13 protein-coding genes are annotated in these 18,000 nt (G+C 47.4%); 10 read left to right on the top strand and 3 right to left on the bottom strand.

Translation table 11 applies throughout. The annotated features are described in order from the left end of the window. Positions 1-303 precede the first annotated feature (303 nt). The 4 genes from B5F87_RS05850 (at position 304) to thrS (ending at position 7,845) form a co-directional block, all read left to right on the top strand. On the top strand, positions 304-2,175 hold the full coding sequence (locus B5F87_RS05850; RefSeq protein ID WP_087278180.1) for a PTS mannitol transporter subunit IICBA: 1,872 nt from the start codon (positions 304-306) through the stop codon (positions 2,173-2,175). A gap of 293 nt (positions 2,176-2,468) precedes the next feature. Continuing rightward, positions 2,469-3,614 carry a mannitol-1-phosphate 5-dehydrogenase gene (locus tag B5F87_RS05845; RefSeq protein ID WP_087278178.1) on the top strand — a complete coding sequence of 382 codons (1,146 nt, stop codon included), beginning with the start codon at positions 2,469-2,471 and terminating at the stop codon, positions 3,612-3,614. A 186-nt stretch (positions 3,615-3,800) separates the two neighbouring features. After that, entirely contained in the window at positions 3,801-5,642 is a 1,842-nt protein-coding gene (gene glmS, locus B5F87_RS05840) for a glutamine--fructose-6-phosphate transaminase (isomerizing) (RefSeq protein WP_087278176.1), read from the top strand. A 241-nt stretch (positions 5,643-5,883) separates the two neighbouring features. Further along, a complete protein-coding gene (thrS, locus tag B5F87_RS05835; RefSeq protein WP_087278173.1) occupies positions 5,884-7,845 on the top strand; it encodes a threonine--tRNA ligase in 1,962 nt (653 codons plus the stop codon). Positions 7,846-7,976: 131 nt separating this feature from the next. Here the strand turns inward: thrS and metF are convergent, their stop codons facing one another. Beyond that, positions 7,977-8,828 (bottom strand): methylenetetrahydrofolate reductase [NAD(P)H], encoded by an 852-nt coding sequence (gene metF, locus B5F87_RS05830; RefSeq protein WP_087278171.1) that lies wholly within the window; start codon positions 8,826-8,828, stop codon positions 7,977-7,979. A gap of 243 nt (positions 8,829-9,071) precedes the next feature. On the opposite strand from metF, the gene B5F87_RS05825 reads away from it, so the two are divergent. The 4 genes from B5F87_RS05825 (at position 9,072) to B5F87_RS05810 (ending at position 11,205) form a co-directional block, all read left to right on the top strand. Next, positions 9,072-9,455: a BMC domain-containing protein gene (locus tag B5F87_RS05825; protein ID WP_087278168.1), complete on the top strand. Its 384-nt coding sequence runs from the start codon at positions 9,072-9,074 to the stop codon at positions 9,453-9,455. An 11-nt stretch (positions 9,456-9,466) separates the two neighbouring features. Then, positions 9,467-9,985, top strand: coding sequence for a EutP/PduV family microcompartment system protein (locus B5F87_RS05820; RefSeq protein ID WP_087278166.1), 519 nt, complete (start codon positions 9,467-9,469; stop codon positions 9,983-9,985). Positions 9,986-10,132: 147 nt separating this feature from the next. Continuing rightward, a complete protein-coding gene (gene ung / locus B5F87_RS05815; protein WP_087278164.1) occupies positions 10,133-10,819 on the top strand; it encodes a uracil-DNA glycosylase in 687 nt (228 codons plus the stop codon). A 29-nt stretch (positions 10,820-10,848) separates the two neighbouring features. Next, positions 10,849-11,205: an arsenate reductase family protein gene (locus tag B5F87_RS05810; RefSeq protein WP_087278162.1), complete on the top strand. Its 357-nt coding sequence runs from the start codon at positions 10,849-10,851 to the stop codon at positions 11,203-11,205. On the opposite strand, the gene B5F87_RS05805 is transcribed toward B5F87_RS05810, so the two are convergent. Both B5F87_RS05805 and B5F87_RS05800 read right to left on the bottom strand, forming a co-directional pair. Next, positions 11,154-12,878, bottom strand: coding sequence for a PEP/pyruvate-binding domain-containing protein (locus tag B5F87_RS05805; RefSeq protein ID WP_087278159.1), 1,725 nt, complete (start codon positions 12,876-12,878; stop codon positions 11,154-11,156). The two genes, B5F87_RS05810 and B5F87_RS05805, sit on opposite strands and share 52 nt — an antisense overlap. A gap of 161 nt (positions 12,879-13,039) precedes the next feature. Continuing rightward, entirely contained in the window at positions 13,040-14,578 is a 1,539-nt protein-coding gene (locus B5F87_RS05800; RefSeq protein ID WP_143405208.1) for a C39 family peptidase, read from the bottom strand. Between the two features lie 413 nt (positions 14,579-14,991). Here B5F87_RS05800 and B5F87_RS05795 point away from each other — a divergent pair, with 413 nt between their 5' ends. Both B5F87_RS05795 and B5F87_RS05790 read left to right on the top strand, forming a co-directional pair. Then, positions 14,992-16,023, top strand: coding sequence for a D-2-hydroxyacid dehydrogenase (locus B5F87_RS05795; RefSeq protein WP_087278154.1), 1,032 nt, complete (start codon positions 14,992-14,994; stop codon positions 16,021-16,023). Positions 16,024-16,035: 12 nt separating this feature from the next. After that, positions 16,036-17,982 (top strand): FUSC family protein, encoded by a 1,947-nt coding sequence (locus tag B5F87_RS05790; protein ID WP_087278151.1) that lies wholly within the window; start codon positions 16,036-16,038, stop codon positions 17,980-17,982. Positions 17,983-18,000 lie beyond the last annotated feature (18 nt).

Genomic DNA, 18,000 nt, shown 5'->3' with positions numbered 1-18,000 from the left:
TTAGATTGACAAACGGCAAAAAATAAAATGCACTGGTGATATTGCACAAAAAGTGAAGACTGATATTAGTTAATTTGTTAATAATGAAAGGTTTTGGCATAAATGATTGGTGACAAAGTTGTAATATCATTGATTTGTAAATTGAAAGAAAGTCTTATAGAATAGAATTATCAAAAACAGAGAGCAGACCGGGACCGGACAAAGAAGAACGCTTATGAGGAGGAAGGTTCTGAAAGAGGCGGGGACGGACGGATGATCCGGGAAGCTCAAAGTATATAAGTTTTAAGAGAGGAGAAATGTAACATGAAAAATGCAGTACAACGTTTTGGAAAGTTCCTTTCCGCGATGGTAATGCCAAACATCGGCGCATTTATCGCATGGGGCTTTATCACTGCTTTGTTCATCGAAGCAGGCTGGCTTCCAAATGAAAAGCTGGCTTCCCTGAACGGACCAATGCTTAATTATCTGCTTCCAATCCTCATTGGTGTGCAGGGCGGAAGACTGGTAGGAGGAGACAGAGGAGCCGTTATGGGCGCCATCGCTACTGTCGGCGTGATCGTCGGAGCTCCTGATTATCCTATGCTTATGGGTTCCATGGTAATGGGTCCTCTGGCAGGTTTCGTCATCAAGAAGTTTGACCAGGCAATGGACGGAAGAATGCCTGCTGGTTTTGAGATGCTGATCAACAACTTCTCCGTTGGTATCTTCGGTATGATCCTGGCGATCATCGGATTTTACGCCATCGGACCTCTGATGAGTGCGATTCTCGTTATCCTGCGGGGCGGCGTTGAGATTCTTATTAACAACGGACTCCTTCCGCTGGCAGCCATCTTCATCGAGCCGGCGAAGGTATTGTTCCTGAACAACGCCATCAATCAGGGAATCTTCACACCAATTGGTATTACACAGGCGGCAGAAGCAGGAAAATCCATCATGTACATGCTGGAGACAAATCCTGGTCCTGGTTTCGGACTTCTTCTGGCGTACTGGGTATTCTCCAAAGACCGTGCGACAAAGGATTCCGCTCCGGGCGCGATCATTATCCAGTTCCTGGGTGGTATTCACGAGATTTATTTCCCGTACATATTGATGAACCCATTTGTTATCATCGGACCTATCCTTGGTAACATCTGTGCCATCTTCTTCTTCAGTATTATGGACGCAGGTCTGGTAGGACCGGCAGCGCCAGGTTCCATCATCGCGTTCCTTGCCATGTCGCCGAGAGATTCCATCCTGATTTCTGTAATTGGTGTTGCCATTGCTGCGGCAGTATCCTTCCTGGTATCTTCACCGATCATCAGAATGGCAGGAGCCAGGAGTCTTGAAGACGCACAGGCACAGAAAGACAGCATGAAGGCGGAGTCCAAAGGCGCAGCCCCTGCACGTACCGGCGCGGAGGTTGCAACGGATGCCATCCAGAAGATCATTTTCGCCTGCGATGCAGGTATGGGATCTTCCGCCATGGGCGCGACCAAATTCAGAAACCGGATCAAACCGCTGAATCTTGGAATTACCGTAACCAATACATCCGTAGATAACGTCCCTGGAGACGCGGACGTGGTGGTATGCCAGTACATTTTACAGGACAGAGCCGCAAAGAGCGCGCCGCAGGCAAGACTTGTTACCCTGGGTAACTTCCTGCAGGATCCAAACCTTGACGCTCTGTATGCAGAGCTGGAAGAAAGAGCGAACGGGGGAGCTGCTGCAGCGGCAGAAACTGCGGTGACAGCAGAAGAACCAAAGAAGTCTTCCGGTAAAGCGGTACTCATGAAAGAAGGAATCCGCACAGGACTTCCGAGCGTGAGCAAAGAAGAAGCTATCCGTGCAGCCGGCGAGCTTTTGAACAAACTGGGATTTGTAAATGAAAACTATATTGACGCAATGCTTGAGAGAGAAAAGCTTGTATCTACATATATGGGCATGGGCGTTGCCATCCCGCATGGCACATCCACTGCGAAGGGAACTGTAAAGAAATCTGGTATCGTAGTTATGCAGTATCCGGATGGCGTTGATTTCGGCGATGAGAAAGCTTACCTGGTAATCGGTATCGCCGGCGTCGGTGATGAGCATCTGGAGATACTTGGAAGAATCGTAGAAAGTCTGGAAGATGAGGAATTGCTGGAAAAACTCAAAAAAGAAGCAGACGTTGATACGATCATGAAAACTTTTGGTTAAACCGATAATTAAAATATTTTGTAGTGTATTCTTTTGAAAAATGTTCCGCCGGAGGATATCCGGCGGGACGACGTAAGCACTGCCGGACGGAAAAACCGGCCGGCTTGTACTCATAGTAATGGAGAAGGAGGGGATGTTGCAGTGAAGAATGACCGGAGAAACCGGAGGTTCTTTTTTGTACATCTCCTTCTTTTCAGATTATACAGACAGAATGATTGTCTGGCAGCCAGGAAACATCTCCCGTCTTTCTGACGGAGAGAAATTGATTTTTTCAGGAAAAGAGGAGATATATCATGAAAAAAGCAGTTCAGTTTGGAGCAGGTAACATCGGACGTGGATTTATCGGAGCGCTGCTCAGCCAGTCTGGTTATCACGTAGTATTTGCCGATGTAGTTGACGCTATTATTGACAAAATCAATGAGGACAAAACTTACACAGTTCATGTGATGGATGTGGAGTGCGAAGATCAGAAAATTGAAAATATCAGCGGCGTAAATTCCACTAAACCGGAGGCGGTTGATGAGATTGCGGGCGCTGATCTTGTAACGACAGCCGTAGGTCTTGTAATCCTTCCGCGTATTGCGCCGACAATCGCGCAGGCTATTGAAAAACGTATGGCAGAGGGCGTAAAAGAGCCAATGAATATTATTGCATGCGAAAATGCCATTCGTGGAACATCCCAGCTTAAGAAAGCGGTATATGAGAACTTAAGCGACGCCGGAAAAGCATTTGCTGACGAATATGTCGGATTCCCGGACTGTGCCGTTGACAGAATCGTACCTCCTGTAAAAAGCGACAATTTTATCGATGTTGTGGTAGAGACATATTACGAGTGGGATGTGGAACGTTCCGGTTTCAAAGGTGATATTCCGGAGATTAAAGGGATGACTCTTGTGGACAACCTGATGGCATACATCGAACGTAAACTGTTTACTTTAAATACCGGACACTGCATCACTGCTTACCTCGGAACTCTGTGGGGATTCCCGACTATCGACGCGGCTATCGCTGACGAGAAGATTTATGGTATTGTTTCCGCAGCTATGAAAGAGAGTGGAGACGGTCTCATCAAGAAACATGGATTTGATCCTGAGAAACATGCGGCTTATATCAAGAAGATCATCGGACGTTTCAAAAATCCATACCTGCAGGATGATGTTACCCGCGTGGGACGTGAGCCTCTGCGTAAATTAAGCCCGACAGACCGTCTGATCAGCCCGCTGACCACAGCTTACGGATATGGGCTGCCTGTGGATCATCTGCTGGTTGGAGTGGGAGCAGCGCTGCATTACAACAATCCGGATGACAAACAGAGTGTGGAACTGCAGGAGAAGATCGCAGCTAAAGGCGTGCGGGAAGCAGCGGCAGAAGTGACAGGACTTACGGATGAGAAACTTCTGGATGCTATCGTAGATGAATATAATAAATTAAACGCATAGATTTTCTTTAAAATAAAAGAAAATCGAAAATGACAGAAAATCGACGCTGGTTTCATTCTTGCCTTTTTTAATCCATCATGCTACACTCAACAAATGTAAAGTCCGGGCGGGAAGATATGGATCTGTGTCCGGACAGTGCCGGAACACAATATTATGTGACATTATTTAAGAAAAGGAGACATTGCTATGTGTGGAATTGTTGGATATACAGGAAAAGAAGCAGCAGCGCCGATTATACTGAACGGTTTGTCGAAGCTTGAATACAGGGGATATGATTCGGCTGGCATGGCAACCTTTAACGAACAGACAAACGGAATTGAAATTGTGAAGACGAAGGGCAGACTGAAGAACCTGGTGGAGAAAACCGACGGGGGAAAGGGCATGCCAGGGGGGTGCGGCATCGGCCACACCCGTTGGGCAACTCATGGCGTGCCGTCCAAGGCAAATGCGCATCCGCACTGCAGTGATGACAGGATGGTCGTCGTTGTTCACAACGGTATTATAGAGAATTATCAGGAATTAAAAGAACATTTACTTCAGAAGGGCTATACTTTTTACTCTGAAACGGATACGGAAGTCGTAACAAAACTGATCGATTATTATTACACGGAGACAGAGCATGATCCTCTTAAAAGCATGTCAAGCGCGCTTTTAAGAGTTCGGGGCTCCTATGCACTGGGAATCATGTTTATGGACCGTCCGGGCGTGATCTACGCAGCGAGAAAGGACAGTCCGTTGATCATCGGGCAAAATGAAGAAGGTGCATTTATTGCTTCCGACGTGCCGGCAATTCTTTCTTATACAAGAAACGTTTATTATCTGGATAACATGGAGATGGCGGAACTCAGCGGCGAGGGCATCCGGTTCTACACCATTGACAGAGATGAGATTCAGAAAGAAATGGTCACCATCAAATGGGATGCGGAAGCAGCGGAAAAAGGCGGATTTGAGCATTTCATGATGAAGGAGATTCATGAACAGCCGAAAGCGGTGAAAGATACCATAGGCGCTTATGTCAAAGACGGGGATATTGATTTGAGTGCGCTGGGAATCACCGATGAGCAGTTCAGAGAATTTCGCAGAATCTTTATCGTGGCCTGCGGATCGGCCTACCATGTGGGCATGGCGGCAAAATATATTCTGGAGGATCTGACTGATGTTCTGGTGGAGGTAGATCTGGCGTCGGAGTTCCGGTATCGTAATCCGAAGCTGACGGAGGACACCTTGGTTGTCATTATTTCTCAGTCAGGCGAGACGGCTGACAGTCTGGCAGCTCTTCGCCTGACCAGAGAGAGAGGAATTAAGACATTAAGTATTGTCAATGTGGTAGGTTCCAGCATAGCGAGGGAAGCGGATTATGTTATGTACACTCTTGCGGGACCGGAAATTGCTGTGGCCACTACCAAGGCGTACAGCACTCAGTTGATCTGTATGTATCTGCTGTCCATGTATATGGCAAAAGTGAGAGATGAAATGGACAGTATCACCTTTGACAGTATGATGAATGAACTGGTGCAGCTTCCGGAAAAGATAGCAAATGTATTATCTGATAAAGAGAGAATTCAGTGGTTTGCCAACAAGTTCGCGTCAGCAAAGGATATTTTCTTTATTGGGCGCGGACTAGACTACGCCATCTGCCAGGAAGGCAGTCTGAAAATGAAAGAGATCAGTTATGTACACTCCGAAGCCTATGCTGCGGGCGAACTCAAGCACGGTACCATCAGCCTGATCGAGGACGGAACACTGGTAGTCGGGCTACTCACACAGAGTAACCTGTGCGAAAAAACGCTCAGCAACATGCAGGAAGTAAAAAGCCGCGGCGCCTATCTGATGGGGGTAACGGAGAACGGAAATTACTATTTGGAAGATATGGTGGATTTTGTGGTTTACATACCAAAGACCGACCCGCATTTTACTACCAGCGTGGCCATCGTGCCGCTGCAGCTCATGGGTTATTATGTGAGTGTTGCCAGAGGTCTTGATGTGGATAAACCAAGAAATCTTGCCAAGAGTGTTACTGTGGAATAAGAACAGCCAAAGAATCGCAGAAAATAATATAAGTGGAAAAATGCTGTCCGGCGGAGGACAGCATTTTTTCTTGGAAAATTCCGTTAAAATTTTTATGAAATAAAAAGCCCTCCCGGCGGAATGCGCATGTACAGGGAAAGTTTTGGTGAAAAATCCGGTTGAACGCAGGACGTTTATTTGATAAAATAGGCTTTAGCAAAAAATTGTTTCAAATGTATTTATATAATAGAAGGAGAAAGCAATGATTATTCGATTAAAAGACGGTTCTGAGAAAGAGTATGGACAGCCGATGTCCGTTCTGGACATTGCAAAAGATATCAGTGAAGGTCTGGCGAGAAACGCCTGTGCAGGAGAAGTAAACGGCGAGACCGTTGATCTGCGCACAGTCATTGACGAAGACTGTGATCTGAATATTTTAACTTTCCAGGACGATAAAGGAAAGCTGGCGTTCCGCCACACCGCTTCCCATGTGCTGGCGCAGGCGGTGAAGCGTCTCTATCCGGAAGCAAAGCTTGCGATCGGCCCGGCCATCGAGGAAGGTTTCTACTATGATTTTGATATGGCTCCGCTCTCCCGGGAAGATCTGGATGCTATCGAAAAAGAAATGAAGAAGGTTATCAAGGAAAATCCTTCCATCGAGCGTTTTGAGCTGCCGAGAGAGGAAGCCATCGCATTTATGAAAGAAAAGGATGAACCTTATAAAGTGGAGCTCATCGAAGATCTGCCGGAAGACGCTGTCATCAGCTTCTACCGCCAGGGAGATTTCACTGACCTCTGTGCAGGCCCGCATCTGATGAACCTGAAAAATATCAAAGCATTTAAGCTTACTTCATCCTCAGGTGCTTACTGGAGAGGCGATGAGAAAAATAAAATGCTGACCCGTATTTACGGAACTGCCTACACAAAGAAGGCGGATCTGGAAGAACGTCTGAAATATTTAGAGGAGATCAAGCTGCGCGATCACAATCGTCTTGGACGGGAGATGGAGTTGTTTACCACCGTGGATGTGGTAGGACAGGGACTGCCGCTGCTTTTGCCGAAGGGCGCGAAGATTATCCAGACTCTTCAGAGATGGATCGAGGATCTGGAGGATAATGAGTGGGGCTATGTCCGCACTAAGACTCCCCTGATGGCAAAGAGTGATCTCTATAAGATTTCCGGACACTGGGATCATTATAAAGAAGGTATGTTTGTCCTTGGAGACGAGGAGAAGGATAAAGAGGTACTGGCACTGCGTCCGATGACATGCCCGTTCCAGTATTACTGCTACAAAAACACACAGAAATCTTACCGTGATCTGCCATACCGCATGAGTGAGACATCCACTCTGTTCCGTAACGAGGACTCCGGTGAGATGCACGGTCTGACCCGTGTACGTCAGTTCACCATCTCCGAAGGGCATCTGATCGTACGTCCGGATCAGGCCAATGAAGAGCTGAAGAACTGTCTAAAACTGGCACAGTATTGTCTGACTGTTCTCGGAGTGCAGGACGACGTAACCTATCGCCTGTCCAAATGGGATCCGAACAACAAAGAGAAATATCTCGGAGACGATGAATACTGGGAGAGCGCACAGGATCAGATTCGCCATATTCTGGTGGAATCCGGCGTGCCTTTTGTAGAGGCAGAAGGTGAAGCTGCTTTCTACGGTCCGAAAATTGATATTCAGGCCAGGAACGTATACGGTAAGGAAGACACTATGATCACCATTCAGCTGGACTGCGCTATCGCCGAGAACTTCGATATGTATTACATCGACCAGAACGGCGACAAACAGCGCCCGTATGTTATTCACAGAACTTCCATGGGATGCTATGAGAGAACACTGGCATGGCTCATCGAGAAATATGCCGGCAAATTCCCGACCTGGCTCTGCCCGGAGCAGGTGCGCGTGCTGCCGATTTCTGAGAAATACGCCGACTACGCAGAAGAAGTCAACCGTGTATTAAAGAGAAATGGTATCTTAAGTACCGTGGACAACCGTTCCGAGAAGATCGGTTACAAGATTCGCGAAGCTCGTCTTGCCAAACTGCCATATATGCTGGTGGTGGGAGCGAAGGAGCAGGAAGAAGGATCTGTCTCCGTGAGAAGCCGTTTTGCCGGCGATGAAGGACAGATGCCGTTGTCTGAATTTATTACAGCCATCTGTGAGGAGATTCGCACCAAGGAGATTCGGAAAGAAGAAGTGACAGAGGAAAAATAAACAGATCCCGGGTATTTGTCAGCTGAGAGAAAAACAGCAGGCATCGCAAAATGAATTGTTTTGCAGATGCCTGCTGTTTGTTATTTCACAGGAAATATGTGACGTATGGCGCCGAGAAGCAGGGGCGAAGCTTACAGCGCTTTGCAGATATCCCGCGCTGTGTCGGCATGATTCATGGTGTAAATGTGGACGCTGTCCACTCCGTGAGCCTGCAGATCCTGAATCTGCCGGACAGCATAATCAATACCGGCCTTTCTCATATCTTCCGGAGAATCCTGGAATCGTGCCAGCAGGTCAGCCATGGCTTTTGGTATGCTGGCGCCGGAGAGATTGATGGTGGTGCCGATCATTTTTGCACTGGTAATAGGCATGATGCCTGCTTCAACAGGAACATAGATTTCCATTTTTCTGCACATGTCCAGAAAACGATAAAAAATATCATTGTCAAAGAAAAGCTGACTGATGAGAAAATCTGCTCCCTGTTCCACTTTATATTTCAGGTAATGTAAATCTTCTTCCATGGTCGCCGCTTCGAAATGTTTCTCCGGATAACAAGCTGCCGCCACGGTAAATCCGGCGTCTTTCAAAGCCGGTATCAGATCGGATGGGTGCTTGTAAGTCCGTGAACGAAAAGAATCTTCTGTCATATCTGCCGGTTTATCCCCACGGAGAGCCAGTACATTGTGGATACCCATCTGCTGAAATGTACGTATGGTGGATAAAAAGCTGTCTTCGGTCAGTGCCGCGCATGTAAGATGAGCGATGCCCTCGATTCCCAGCTTGTTTTGAATGTAGGATACAATCTCTGCTGTTTTTTTGCTGTTGCTGCCGCCGGCGCCATATGTACAGCTTATGAAAGATGGATTCAGCTCTTTCAGTGCGTTCAGCGTTTCATAAAGATTCGGGAATCCTTCCCATTTCTTCGGAGGAAAAACCTCAAAGGATATGCGGGAATCAGATTTAAAAATAGAGGAAAGTTTCATGATGTCTGTCTCCTGTTCTAATATTGCAGGTTGCTGTTTTTTCTTGTTAATAGTGTACTCTTTTTTGTAAAATATATCAAGAAAGAACCAAGGAAAGGCAGGAAATGTCCAATTTTTTTATAGAATAAAGAAATAGATTGTGTTATAATCTTATTATAATTTTGAAAGTAGTGCGCTGCCCTGTCTTAGTGAGGCAGGTGTGCGAATTTGACATTACAAGTATAGAGTGAAGGAGCGGAAAAGATGGATATTAAAGATTTATTGCCAAAAGACGCGGAAGGAAGACTTCGAATTATTCAGGAGACTGTACCTGGAAGACAGATTACACTCGCTCACGTTGTAACAAGTCCGAAACCAATTGTTTACCGGAAGCTTGGTTTGAATCCGGATATCGATTTTGAGCGCTCAGCCATCGGAATTATCACGGTAACTCCGAGTGAATCTGCCGTAATCGGAGCAGATATTGCGATTAAGAGCGGCGACGTATATCTGGGATTCGTTGACCGTTTCAGCGGCACTTTGATTTTGACAGGACGTATTTCTGCTGTAGAATCTGCCGTACAGGCCGTGATTCATTATTTCCAGAACGATTTGGGATATGCTACCTGCCCGGTTACGAAGAAGTAAGGTGAGGCTTAATGCGTAAAATTATGTTTGTGGGTCGCAGTGAATCTGGAAAGACTACGATCATGCAGGCGATGAAAGGTGAGAAAATCACATACCATAAGACCCAGTATGTCAATCATTTTGATGTGATCATTGATACACCGGGTGAATATGCGGAGACAAAGGAACTGTCTGCCGCACTGGCGATCTATGGCTGTGAGGCAGACATTATCGGTCTGTTGATGAGCGCCATAGAACCGTTTTCATTATATCCGCCAAATGTTGTTTCTGTCAGCAACCGCGAGGTGGTTGGTGTTGTTACCAAGATTGACCATTGGGCAGCCGATCCCGAACAGGCTGCCGAGTGGCTGCGGCTAGCCGGATGCAAAAAGATATTTTTTACAAGTGCGTACACTGGAGAAGGTATTGCAGATATATTAGAATATCTCAAACAGCCGGTTGACATACTTCCGTGGGAAGTTGCCAAGGCAGAATACGATAAACTTGGATTTGGGCCAGGTGAAAGTGAAAAACACACCTTGAGAATATGAGAAAGAGCCCTGAAGATTTTGGCTTTATACGGAAGGACTTTTCGATCATATAAAGGAATACTGGTCAATACATTAAAAGACTGCTATAATATTGCATATATTATAGCAGTTTTTTGTTGGGATTAATATGAAAGAGAGGAATAAGCGATGGCAGCAATCAGCAATGACTGGGCGGAAGCTCTCAAAAAAGAGTACCGGAAACCATATTACAGGGAGCTGTACAATAAAATCAACCAGGAGTATCGTGAAAGAGAGATATTTCCACCGGCCGATGATATTTTTAATGCATTTCATCTGACGCCTTTAAAGGAGGTAAAAGTTGTTATTTTAGGGCAGGACCCGTATCATAACAACGGACAGGCCCACGGACTTTGCTTTTCCGTGAAACCGGACGTGGAGATTCCGCCGTCTCTGGTAAACATTTATCAGGAACTTCACGATGACCTGGGCTGCTATATCCCGGATAACGGTTATCTGGTCAAATGGGCCAGACAGGGAGTGCTGATGCTCAATACGGTTCTCACTGTCCGCGCCCATCAGGCCAATTCCCACAGAGGTATCGGCTGGGAAGAATTTACGGACGCGGCCATTCGTGTTTTAAACGAGCAGGATCGCCCGATCGTGTTCATGCTGTGGGGACGTCCTGCCCAGAACAAGAAGGCCATGTTGAATAATCCAAAGCATTTGATACTGGAGGCCCCACATCCAAGCCCGCTTTCCGCCTACCGCGGCTTCTTCGGCTGCCGTCACTTCAGTCAGGCCAATGAATTTCTAAAATTCCACCAGCTGGAGCCTATCGACTGGCAGATAGAAAACGTACATCAAGGGCGATAGTAGGAAAATATCAAGAGAAAGGAAAAACTATGAGCGTTTTATTTATTGAATATCCAAAATGCAGTACCTGTAAAAAAGCAAAAAAATGGCTGGAAGATCATGGTGTGGACTTTGTTGACCGCCATATCGTGGAAGACAACCCGACAGCCGAAGAACTGAAACTCTGGCATGAGCGCAGCGGCCTTCCACTGAAACGTTTCTTCAATACCAGCGGACAGATTTACCGGCAAAACAACATCAAAGATCAGCTGCCAGACATGAGTGAAGAAGAGCAGTATGCGCTCCTTGCCACCAATGGCATGCTGGTGAAACGTCCGCTGATCGTGGCAGAAGATTATGTTTTGGTGGGATTTAAAGAGAAAGAGTATGAGGAGAGGTTGGGGTAAATTGGGATAGCATACCGCCAATCTCTGTCTGACTGCATCTCTGAGAGTATGGCAAAATGTCCGTTCCATCTCGACGGCATCGTCTGTACTATCACAAGATCCTGGAACATGTGGCTGCCATAACTCAACTCCGGCATATAGCCAGTCCGGTTGTCTGCCACTTCGCAGATGATGGAAAAGTTGGAAATGTCTCCGAAAGCCACCGGTACGCCCAGTTCCGGCGAGGAGGTGCCGATACGCCCCGGCGACAGAAGCAGGATATTTCCGTCATGTTTCCGGTAATGGAGGTTAATCTTGTGAATGGCGGATACCACATCATATTTTTTATTATACGGGTGACTGTAATAGAGAACCGGATCCACCTGAATCACCACATCTACCGGCCGACGGACGGACGCATCCATGGAAGAGTCTGTGATATCAAAGAAAATATTTTTCCATTTTATTTTTGAAGGATTGACCTGCTGTTCCTTTTGGCTGCTATAAAGAGGGCGGCACTGGAGGAGATTGACCACACAGTCTCCGGTTTCATCCATGTTTACGGTGTATTCAATGTCCACCGAATTATTGTATACATTTTCAAGAGTGTGCAGGATACGCTGCATGAGTCCGGTAAAAGCAGAGTTTGCAAGCAAACCCTGACAGCTGACAAACCACACGTCACGGTAAATGCCTCGCTGCTGCAGGAGCATTTCCGCGTCCCGGTCGTGTTCCAGGAGAAGTTTTTTATACCAGAAGGGCAGTACCGGCAGAAGCTGGATTAACGGTAGCTCCCGGGCTGTATTTTGTGTGCAGTCCAGCACATCGATATTGCGCTGAGAATACTTATGCCTCTGCTCTGTGGAGCTGTTGTAAATGGTCGCGGTCGGGCGGTCCAGATTGGACAGGCGTGGATAGTCCTCGGAGGTTCTGTCCACGGCTTTGGTACCGAGTCCCATGACAATTCGGAGCATGCCGGCAGAGGAATCCATATCCGGCATCCATTTGTAGGTGCTGTGACTGTAGCCGACGCCGGCGGCGCCGGGCATGAAATAATCGCCGAAGCCGGAACCGGAAACTCTCTGTACCAGGATTGCCATCTGCTCGTCCCTGTCGGCCAGCCCCCGCTGGTAGCGATATTCCAGGGCGGAGTAATCCATGGTGCTGGCGTAAACCTGCCGCACTGCTTGTTCAAACTTTTCCAGCCGTTCCTGGGGATTTCCCTGGTTGACGCAGAAAACAGATTCATATTTTCCGGCGAAGGCGTTGCCAAATCCATCCTCCAGAAAACTGGAAGAGCGGACGATGATCGGACTTTGACCGTAATATTCCAGCATATTCAGAAACTGTTCCCGGATGTTGGAGGGAAACTGCCCGGTGAGCAGATGTTCCCGCAGTTCTCCGGCGGCGCTGAAATAGCCTTCTTTCGTTCGTTGGCGGATACGAAGCCGCCAGCAGTCATTGGAAACAATATAGGTATAGAACACATCAGAACCAATATAAAAAGAATCATGGGGCTCGCTATGTTTCGTAAATTCAGGAATCTCTGTTTCGCAGATCTTCCGGGCAAGTACCATACCGCAGGCTTTCCCGCCGATGGCGCCGCTGCCGATCATTCTGCTGCGGAGCAGAAAGTAGTCGTCGGGAGTAAAATACCGGCGCACCAGATTTTTCAGGCGTTTGTCCTTGGTCATGGTGCTGTCAATAATCTGCTCTTCTGTTTCTTCGCTGAAAATACCCCGGGCAATAAAAAACAGGACAAAGAAGTCACAAAACTTCTTTGTCCTGTTTTAATACTGTATTTATCATAGCATATCTGCTATAGGAGCGCAAGAGCCTGGTAGATGCAGTGTTCTCACTGTAATGAAGTATTGTTGTCCGACACAGATTGATTGCCCGCTGTACCCTTTGAAGAATTCCCCGTCGCAGTTTCATTTCCAGCCTTTTCGACCTCGGTCTCGTTCTCCATGATTGCCGCCATTGCCCCATGGACTGTCGGAGAAGCCTCCTTCATGATCCGGAGCTCTGACAGAGGGATGGCTTCGCTGCCGTCCGGCATGGTCAGAGGCTGACCGTTTTCGCCGGTGATGTATGCTTTTCTGTTTTCGAACTTGACGATGAGACCGTAAGCGCCGTTGTAGGAAACCTTGTCTCCCAGATGGAAGGTGATGGTTTTTTCTTCCCCATTCTCTTCAAAGTGAATGACGTACTCATTCTGCGGGGAGGTGAAAGTAACGGTTTCTTTGGCCTTTTTCTTCTTCTTTGGCTTGGAGATCACCCAGAACGGACCGCCGGCGCTGGCGCTCTTGGACTGGCTGATAATGTCGGAGAGGGCGTATTTGTAAGCGGAACGTGTGCGGCTGCCCACGTCTGCCACTGTGACATTGTCGTTCTCGTCAATGTCGATGAGCACCATGAAATGTCCCCGCCTGGTGAAGTATCCCGGTCCCATCAGAGCGACAACTGGTTTGCCCTTTTTGAGTGCCTTTTTGATGGAAGCGTAGTCTGTGCCGACGCCTTCGCAGTTCAGGCCGTAAGCTTCGGACATGGCTGGAATCAGGGCGTGTGCGGAGCCGGCAGAAGAATAGTAGCCGTGCTCATAAGCCCAGACCGTTGCGTCCACAGGCGTCACCCACTGTTTGGTGAGAGAGGAGATGACCACAGCCATGGAAGTCGGACCGCAGCCGGCAGAAGCAATCTGGTAACCGTTCTGGTTCCACACGCTGTCGGTCTGATTAAAATAAACGAAATCTCCCATGTATTCCGCATCGTCTCTGGTGACAATCTGGGAGCTGCCGTAGATCTTCGGGATGATGGCGGAAGGATCTTCGTCTTTTTCCGCGGAATCTTCCTCGTCGATGATAGTGCCGTCAAGTTTTTTCAGTTCTTTTTCTTCCTCAATATCGGTTGATGCCTTTTTTTCGGATTTTTTCCGGTTCTTTTTGGCGGAAGAAGTGGAAGAAGAGTCCTCTGTGGAGGATTCCTCGTGTTGAGAAATATCCTTGTTCTTTTTGCTTTCCGTGGATGTCTCGGAAGTCTCTTCGGAGGCCGGCGCCTCTGTATCTTCTGAGCTTTCAGTATCCTCTGTTTTGCCAGTGGTGTCAGAGTCTTCAGAAGAGGAACTTCCAGTGGTATCCTCTGTCTCGGACGAGGAGGAAGTTTCTTCGCTGCTGTCAGAACTGCTTTCAGAGGAATCTTCTGTAGAATCTGTGGATTCTGTAGAAGAATTGTCTTCGGAAGAGTCTCCTTCAGTCTGTTCTTCTGTGTCAGATGCAGAGGTGGAATATGTATCTGTATTTTGAACAGAAGTATCCGCCGCGTAAATCAAGGCCGGCTGTGTTCCGAGCATGACAGCGCAAAGCCCCCACATCGTAAAATGTTTTAAAAAGTGCAAGTGCGATTCCTTCTTTCCTGTACAAATGTAATGGTTTATCAATAACGCTTCATTTAAAACTCCCTGGAAGGAGTTTATATTATACCATAAAAATAAAAAAATGTGAGCGTGTTCCGGTGAAATATTTGTGAATTTTTACAAAATGATGAATAAAAACCCTGAATTATAGAAAATATTTCCAAAAACAACCATGAATGTGTATTAAAAAACATATTTCAAAGCATTACATTTTGGAGAGGAGAGAGAAAAGCAAAAAGATTGTGTGCACAGAATAAGAGGGAAAATGCTGTATGGCAGATGGTAAGATTGGGGTGGAGAAAAAAGCCGATGAGTGCTAAGATAAAAGAAAAATAACTGACAAATATAAAGAAAAGAACGGATATAGATTTAGAAGATGAAGAGGAGAAGTGAATATGAAAATAATAATTTTGGATGGTTACGCAGAGAATCCGGGAGATTTGTCCTGGGAAGGTTTTGAGAAGCTGGGTGAGCTTACGGTCTATGACCGCACGCCGCGGGAAGATGTGGAAGAGATTCTGCGGCGCATCGGCGATGCGGAGATCATCTGCACCAACAAAACGCTGATTGGCAGAGAGGTTATCGAGCGGGCGCCAAAGCTTCGCTATATCGGCGTGCTGGCCACGGGCTACAATGTGGTGGATGTGAACGCGGCCGCCGAAAAGGGAATACCGGTGACCAACATCCCTGCCTACGGCACGGCGGCGGTGGCGCAGCATGTGATGGCGCTGCTGCTGGAGATCTGCAATCAGGTGGGCCATCACAGCCGGGCGGTCGGTGAAGGAAGATGGCAGCGTTCCGAGGATTTCTGTTTCTGGGATTATCCGCTCATGGAGCTGGCCGGAAAGACCATGGGAATCATCGGTTACGGGCGTATTGGGCAGGCCACGGCGAAACTTGCCCGGGCCTTCGGGATGGATGTGATCGCCTGTCGCCGGCCGGGCAGTACCCGGAATATGGCACCGACGGGCGACGCCGTCATGGTGACGCTGGAGGAGCTGTTTGCAAGAGCGGACGTCATTTCTCTTCACTGTCCGTTGTTTCCGGAAACAGAGGGGCTGATCTGTAAAGAAAATATCGCTAAAATGAAGAACGGCGTTACCATTATCAACACTGCCAGAGGCCCGATCGTGCGGGAGAATGATCTGGCGGAGGCGCTGAATACAGGAAAAGTCTATGCCGCCGGAGTGGATGTTGTATCAGCGGAACCAATCCGGGGAGATAATCCGCTGCTTATGGCGAAGAACTGTTTTATCACGCCGCACATTGCATGGGCATCCAGAGAAAGCAGGCAGCGGCTCATGGATACGGCTGTGGCTAATCTTCAGGCATTTCTTGCCGGAGAGGCGGTAAATGTGGTAAATATGCAGACAGAGGAAATGCAGTCCGACAAAAAACGCAGTCGGTCTGCCGGCGGACTGCGTTAGAAAGGATGGATTATGGCAGAGCAGGTAACACAATGGAGAAAAACATTCTGGCAGTCCCTGCGCGCGACATTTCCGGTGATACTTTTTTTCCTGACCGCATTTTTGAGCGTCTACCTTCTTTTTGGTATTCACTATGTGATGATGGTCTCGATTCTTACTGTGTTTTTTAAAACCCGCTATAAGAAGAACGATAATACTCTGATTCGCTACATACGTCTGATTCTGGTGGGAAGTCTGCTGGTGGTGCTGGCATATGCAAGTTCTTTGAACATCTGGCTGTGTATCATTTTGAATATCACTGTGCCGTTTTGTCTGGTATTTACCCAGAGTACGCAGTTCAAACCTAAAGGATATTTTTCTTTTGCTATGATTTTTGTTTTCCTGTCAATGATTCCACCGGATAACCTGGAGGGAGTTGGGCGGCAACTCATTGTATTCTGGTTTTGCGTATTGCTGCTGGCAGTGTTTATCGGAGTATATTACCGTTTTTTTGCAAAGCGTGGTTCGCAGAATATGACGCTGGAATATATTTTGTGTGAAATATCTGAAATGATGTTTCTGATTTTTCAGCCGGAGAAAAAGAAAGAACTGGAACACCGCTTTCGGAATTTACTCCATGACTTTAATCAGATATCCTATCATCAGAATTTTTTCTCGGTCAGGACAAAAGAAAATCAGATATATGATATGGTCAACACTTTGATTCAGCGGTTTTCCTATCTGATTACCGACGACGAGTGGAGAAATGAGCTGGATGAAGAGGGAATTCTTCTTCTGGGACGGATCGCCACTTTTTTAAAAGAGACTGCCATGGAGCTTGACGCGCCGTCTTATGAGAAGCAGATTAAAACGGCGCAGATGCATTTGGACCGTATGATGGTTCCGGAGGGCAGAATCCGCATTTTCTGCCGGAGCATGCTTCATATGATTATTTTGATATTGAAAACCCGGAGCGATCGGACGGAGAGATTTTCCAGGATTCACCGGATCAACTGGAGAGAAATTCGGCAGCAGATAACGACACGTTTTTCGCTGGAGTCCTTTGAAACCCGGGTAGCCATGCGGGTGTCCGCAGTTATGACCATAAGCTGCATCATCAGCTATATTCTGCCGGTGACCCACTCATACTGGATTCCGCTCAATGCATTTCTTCTCATCCAGCCAAGCTGTGAGGAGAGCAGCTACCGCATGAAAACAAGACCTGTAGGAACTATGATCGGATGCTGCATCGAATTTCTGGTGCATCCGCTGCTCCCGGGAATCGTTGGTCAGCTTGCTTTCGCGCTGGTGATGATTTCGCTTATGTATTGTGCTACGCCGGGAACCTGGTATCATCCGATCTTTTCCACCTGCTATGCCCTGACGCTGGCGGGAATGACCATGGACGAGACGACCGCCATCACCCTGCGGCTGCTGTTCCTGATGGCAGCTGTGGTCATCGTATTTGTGGTAAATCGTTTCTTCTTCCCGGTGCGGAGCGAGGCGCTGTTCAGGTATAATATAAAAGCGCTGCTTCGTCTGAACCGTATTTACTGGAAAATCATCGGCAAGAATCTGGAGAGAACCCCTGATCTGTCGGTATCAGGAGAAATACTCACTTATTTTCACATGGTTTATGAGGAATGTACCGGATACCTGCGGAAGAATCCTGCTCTTCCTTCCGGCAGAGGGCTGCGTGTGGTGCTCCTGACTCTGTGGCATATGTTCTCGGAACTTGAACAGATGCATTATCTGGTAAGCACCGGAGCTGTGTACGCCGAAGAAAAAGAGGACGCCCTGGCATTTATCACCAGAATTCGAAAAGACCTGTATCCCAGGGTGAACAGCAGAGATATCATCGGCCTGCGCCGACAGATTCATTACCGGGAACCGGAAGTAAACTATGTGTTTAACAAATATCTGATGCACGCGGAACTGCTGGGACGTTACCGGAAATGTATTCCGGGCAATGAAGGATAAGACTGTAAATGCAAACAT

Source organism: Eubacterium sp. An3, assembly GCF_002159465.1.
In the GTDB taxonomy this organism is placed as follows: Bacteria; Bacillota; Clostridia; order Lachnospirales; family Lachnospiraceae; genus Anaerobutyricum; species Anaerobutyricum stercoris.
The sequence above is the reverse complement of the archived record's forward strand: the minus strand, read 5'-3'. Positions and strand labels throughout refer to the sequence as shown.